Source organism: Pseudoalteromonas sp. Z1A6, assembly GCF_011378745.1.
Taxonomy (GTDB): Bacteria; Pseudomonadota; Gammaproteobacteria; order Enterobacterales; family Alteromonadaceae; genus Pseudoalteromonas; species Pseudoalteromonas arctica.
In genome coordinates this window covers 1-4,851 of record NZ_WTKW01000313.1, presented here as the reverse complement: position 1 = coordinate 4,851, position 4,851 = coordinate 1, and the positions used below count along the sequence as shown (strand labels likewise).

Below are 4,851 nucleotides of genomic sequence, written 5' to 3'. Positions count from 1 at the left end.
TATAATTGTTTTCATTTGCATTTCAAGCGGATTAATTTAAACAAAGCAGATAAATAAAAAGGATAACAATTTATAGAACTTTAAAGTGTTTTTGTAACACGTGAGTAACAGTAACCAAGTGATTTTTATAATAACTTGGTTACTGAATGTGTTGCGGACAAAGCATTTATTGCTTGGCTTGCTCAGCTGACTTAATGCTACTTTGAATAAGCGGCGAAATAGTTAAGCCTTGTACGATAATAGAAAATATAACCACTACGTAAGTAACAATAACGATTAGGTTATGTAGGTCTGAACCGCCTACAAAAACTTGCTCGCGTGGGATTGCTGCCGCCATTGCCAGAGCAAGGCCACCACGTAGTCCACCCCAGGTCAAAATTTTAACACTGTGTCTATCGTAAGTTCTAAAGCGTTTAAAAATTACAAATGGTGCACCTACACTTATAAAGCGTGCTAGCAGTACAACAGGTACCATTAATAACCCTAAACCAATTTCGCCAAGCGTGATTGGCATAGTGACTATTAGCATACCTATTATTAAAAACAGTAGAGCGTTTAGAAAGCTGTCGGTTGCATGCCAAAAATCTTTTACGTAGCGAGTATCTTCAGGCCCTGTGCGCTCGGTTGCTTTAGTGCGGGTAATATTACCCATTAATATGCCACTGGTTACCATGGCAAGTGCGCCAGATATTTCCCAAATATTTGCTGCAGCAAAACCTGCTGTTGGGATAGTTAAAGTAATTAATAAGCGAATATTTACATCGCGGCTATTAATAATTAAAAAGTGGCCAACTAATGCAATGACTAAACCAAACGCAATGCCTCCTATTGCATCAACAAAGAATAGCTCTGCTATGTCACCAAATTGTGCATCTGTGCCATAAAAAGCAACAGAAAATATAGTGGTAAATATAACTAAACCAATACCATCGTTAAATAGCGACTCACCTTCTACTTGAACTGAGATGCCTTCTGGCGCTCGCATTTGTTTAATAATAGCAAGTACAGCGATAGGGTCGGTTGGGCTAATAAGCGCGCCAAACAGTAAACAATAAATAAAAGGGACATCAAAACCAAAAACTGAAAATAAATAAAAGCTTAAATAACCCACTATAAATGTGGAGGCAATGGTTGAAAACAAGACCAGTGCAGTAATTTCCCACCGCTGCTTACGCAGGGCAAGTAGGTTTATTTCGAGCGCACCCGCATAAAGTAAAAACCCCAACATGCCTTTAAGTAGTAACTCGTTAAAGTCAATACTGGAAACAATTTGGGTCATTGCTAATGCGTTCTGATCGCCTAATAATTTTACTGCAATAATCAGTAATAAAGAAATAACCACAGAGCCAGTAGTAATGGCAATGGTAGTTTGCATTTTGAGGATGTACTGGTTTGCAAAGGCTATAAAAATTGCAATTGCAGAGAGAAAACAAATGAGGTACCAAGCATTCATTGATTAACCTTAACTATTTTTTAAACGACACACAAAAAGGAGGATTATAAACCCGCGTATGTTACTCCTGTAATATTTGAGAGTCACAGTATTTATACCTTTATATCGCTTTTAATAAGGATTATTTTTAGTAAGAGTTAATAACAAATTAGGCTTTGTAAATATTGTCATTATTAAATTAAATGTACGTTATAAATACAGTGTTTGTTGTAAACTTTAGTGGTTAATCACATTATTGAAACGTGTGTTGCATCATAAAATAAAAGTCGATTTTGTAATTACTTGCCCTAAATGCTTTGCTTACGTAAAATCCCGCTATTATTTATTTTAAAGTGATTGGTATTATCAAACAGCTGTTTAGTGCAACCGGGCCTTTGGCGTCATCGTTAGATGGATATACGCCTCGCCAACCACAAATTGATATGGCAGTAGCTGTTGCAGATGCATTAAAAAACAGTTCGCAATTAGTTGTTGAAGCAGGCACGGGTACTGGTAAAACATTTGCATATTTAGCCCCTGCACTTAAATCAAAAGGCCGAACGATAATATCGACTGGTTCTAAAGCCTTACAAGAACAGTTATACCACCGCGATTTACCTCAATTAGTGAAAGCGCTTGGTGCTTCTAAAAAAACCGCCTTATTAAAAGGGCGTGCCAATTACTTATGTACCTACCGACTTAATCAGCATGTTGCGCATGTACCTACTGACGACTCCGACGTAATGCATCAACTAGCTATGGTGGCTAAGTTTGCCAGTGAAACGCAATCGGGCGATTTGGCCGATTGCATTGGTATAGAAGATGACGCGAAAGTACTGCCTTATGTAAATTCAACCGCCGATAATTGCTTAGGTAAAGAGTGTCCAGATTTTCAAAGCTGTTATATACGCAAAGCACGTTTAACTGCGGCCGATGCCGATGTAGTTGTGATTAATCACCATTTATTTTTTGCCGACATGGCTGTAAAAGAAAGTGGCTTTGCTGAGCTTATGCCAAAAGCTGACGCGTATATATTTGATGAAGCCCACCAGTTAAGCGAAATTGCCAGTGATTATTTTGGTGAGAGTATTAGTACTAAAAAGCTGGTGGATTTAATTAATGATTTACGTGCTATTTATAGAGCCGAAATTCCCGATATGCTGCAGCTAGGTAAAAGCTTAAATAAGCTTGAAACAAGCGTTGCTGATTTACGATTACAGTTTGGTGTTGATGGCAGTAGAGGCGATTGGCGAGAAAAGTTAAGTGATAAACAAATATGCGCGGCGCTTCACCGCGTCATTAGTGATTTAGATTTTGTTTATCAAGTACTTAAACTTTGCCTAGATAGAAGCGACAAAATTGAGCATCCATTTGAACGTGCACTTGCGTTTAAAGGGCAGTTAGAGCGGGTTTTTGATACAGCTCAAACCGGTTTTAGTTACTGGTATGAAACAACGCGCCGTTATTTAACGATTAATATAACGCCATTAAATGTATCAGCTAAATTTGCTCAAATGATGCAAGACACGGGGGCAGGCTTTGTATTTACTTCAGCAACACTTTCGGTCGACAACAAACTAGAGCACTTTAATGCAAGCCTTGGTTTAAAACCAAAGCAAAGCATGATGGTAGATAGCCCATTTGATTACCCTAATCAGGCGTTGCTGTGTTTACCGCGTTACTTACCTGAATCGCACGCTGATAATATGCCCCATGCAATTGTAAAATTAACACTTGAGCTTATAAAGTCAGCGCAAGGGCGTTGTTTTGTGTTATTTACGAGCTATCGAATGATGCACTTAGTTGCCGAAGGGCTCACTACACAAATAGACTACCCAGTTTATATGCAGGGGCAAATGTCTAAGCGTATTATTTTAGAGAAATTTACCCGCCATGGTAATGCGGTATTACTCGGCACGGCTTCTTTTTGGGAAGGCGTTGATGTACGCGGCAGCACGTTAAGCTGTGTTATTATAGACAAATTGCCATTTGCAGCCCCTGACGATCCATTGCTTCAAGCTAAAATGCAAGATTGCCAAATGCAGGGAAAAGACCCTTTTTCACACATACAATTACCGCAGGCTGTTATTGCGCTAAAACAAGGTGTAGGGCGTTTAATTCGAGATAGTAAAGACAAAGGCGTACTTGTAATATGCGATAATCGCTTAGTTACACGCCAATATGGCCAAGTATTTTTAAAAAGCTTACCGCCGATGCGCCGCACGCGAAGCTTAGAAGATGCCAATACATTTTTAAAACAAATTAATTAGAGTAATAAAATGATCAAAAGTAATATTCTTGCCCTTGATGCTTCAACTGAAGCACTTTCAATTGTTTTACATTTTCAGGGCCAAACATTTCATCATTTTGAAGAATGTCCGCAGCAACATAGCCAAAAAATATTGCCACTTGTGGATGAGCTATTAACTAAAGCAAACTGTAAATTAAAAGACTTAGATGTCATTGGTTTTGGGCAAGGCCCGGGTAGTTTTACTGGTGTGCGTATTAGTGTAGCAATAGCACAAGGTTTAGCGTATTCAACTAATTTGCCGCTTGTAGGTGTTTCTACTTTGGCTATTATGGCGCAACAAGCGTTTGAACAAAACGGTAGTGTGAGTGTTTACCCAAGTATAGATGCGCGTATGGGGGAGATATACTTTGCACATTACCAAGCGCAAAATAATCTAATGCTTTTAGTTAACCAAGAATGCGTTATAAAACCTGATTTACTAAACAATGATTATATAACGACCAGTGAGCCATCTGTAGCGGTAGGCACTGGCTTTAAAACCTATCCTGATGCGCTTAATGACTTTGAAAACGTGACAATTAATACTGATATTACATTGCCTGATGCGCGTTATATGTTAGCGCATGTTGAAGCCGCGTTTTTAGCGGGTGACGTTGTAAAAGCGAGTGACGCTCAACCTAAATATGTGCGCGATACGGTAACGTGGAAAAAGCTACCAGGACGTGAGTAATCATATTATTTGCAAATTGGTTGTTTTTAAATCATAATTTTATGCAATATTAAGGTTGGAGACGCGTAATGACGCTGCCTATTGGTTCAGGTTTTTTTACCGGAGATATTCCGGGTAGGGTTAGCCCTACTAAAGTTGTTACTAATAAACCACAGAGTTTATTAGACCAGCCGGCTGCTCAAAAAACGAATACCGATTATGTAAAAAGCAGTGTCGAGGGCGTCGAACTGGCTAATCAACTGTTTAAAAGCAGTGCTAAAAGCAATGAATACAGCCAAACAATTTACGACCAACCAACAGCTCAAGTAAGTAAAGCGATTTCTACTTATACTGAATTTGCCAATTTAGAACGCAGAGCCGAAGTACAAAATTTAATAGGCGTTGATATATACGCTTAAAGCTCATTCAAACGTTTTAGATAAATACAGTGATAAAATT

The 4,851-nt window shown here is 38.6% G+C and carries 4 protein-coding genes; 3 read left to right on the top strand and 1 reads right to left on the bottom strand.

Annotated features, from left to right (window positions below):
* Positions 1 to 166 precede the first annotated feature (166 nt).
* Positions 167 to 1,453, bottom strand: a complete 1,287-nt coding sequence (locus GQR46_RS16095) for a sodium:proton antiporter (protein ID WP_165741480.1) — start codon at positions 1,451 to 1,453, stop codon at positions 167 to 169.
* Positions 1,454 to 1,785: 332 nt separating this feature from the next.
* On the opposite strand from GQR46_RS16095, the gene GQR46_RS16090 reads away from it, so the two are divergent.
* The 3 genes from GQR46_RS16090 to GQR46_RS16080 all read left to right on the top strand — a co-directional run bounded on the left by GQR46_RS16090 (position 1,786) and on the right by GQR46_RS16080 (position 4,811).
* Positions 1,786 to 3,702 (top strand): ATP-dependent DNA helicase, encoded by a 1,917-nt coding sequence (locus GQR46_RS16090; protein ID WP_101163490.1) that lies wholly within the window; start codon positions 1,786 to 1,788, stop codon positions 3,700 to 3,702.
* Positions 3,703 to 3,711: 9 nt separating this feature from the next.
* Positions 3,712 to 4,413, top strand: coding sequence for a tRNA (adenosine(37)-N6)-threonylcarbamoyltransferase complex dimerization subunit type 1 TsaB (gene tsaB / locus GQR46_RS16085; RefSeq protein WP_165741478.1), 702 nt, complete (start codon positions 3,712 to 3,714; stop codon positions 4,411 to 4,413).
* A gap of 68 nt (positions 4,414 to 4,481) precedes the next feature.
* Positions 4,482 to 4,811 carry a hypothetical protein gene (locus GQR46_RS16080; protein WP_007580633.1) on the top strand — a complete coding sequence of 110 codons (330 nt, stop codon included), beginning with the start codon at positions 4,482 to 4,484 and terminating at the stop codon, positions 4,809 to 4,811.
* Positions 4,812 to 4,851 lie beyond the last annotated feature (40 nt).

Bases quoted from the DNA above. Each gene is read 5' to 3' on its own strand.
- tsaB (WP_165741478.1), top strand. From the start codon at position 3,712: ATGATCAAAAGTAATATTCTTGCCCTTGATGCTTCAACTGAAGCACTT.
- GQR46_RS16095 (WP_165741480.1), bottom strand. From the start codon at position 1,453: ATGAATGCTTGGTACCTCATTTGTTTTCTCTCTGCAATTGCAATTTTT.
- GQR46_RS16080 (WP_007580633.1), top strand. From the start codon at position 4,482: ATGACGCTGCCTATTGGTTCAGGTTTTTTTACCGGAGATATTCCGGGT.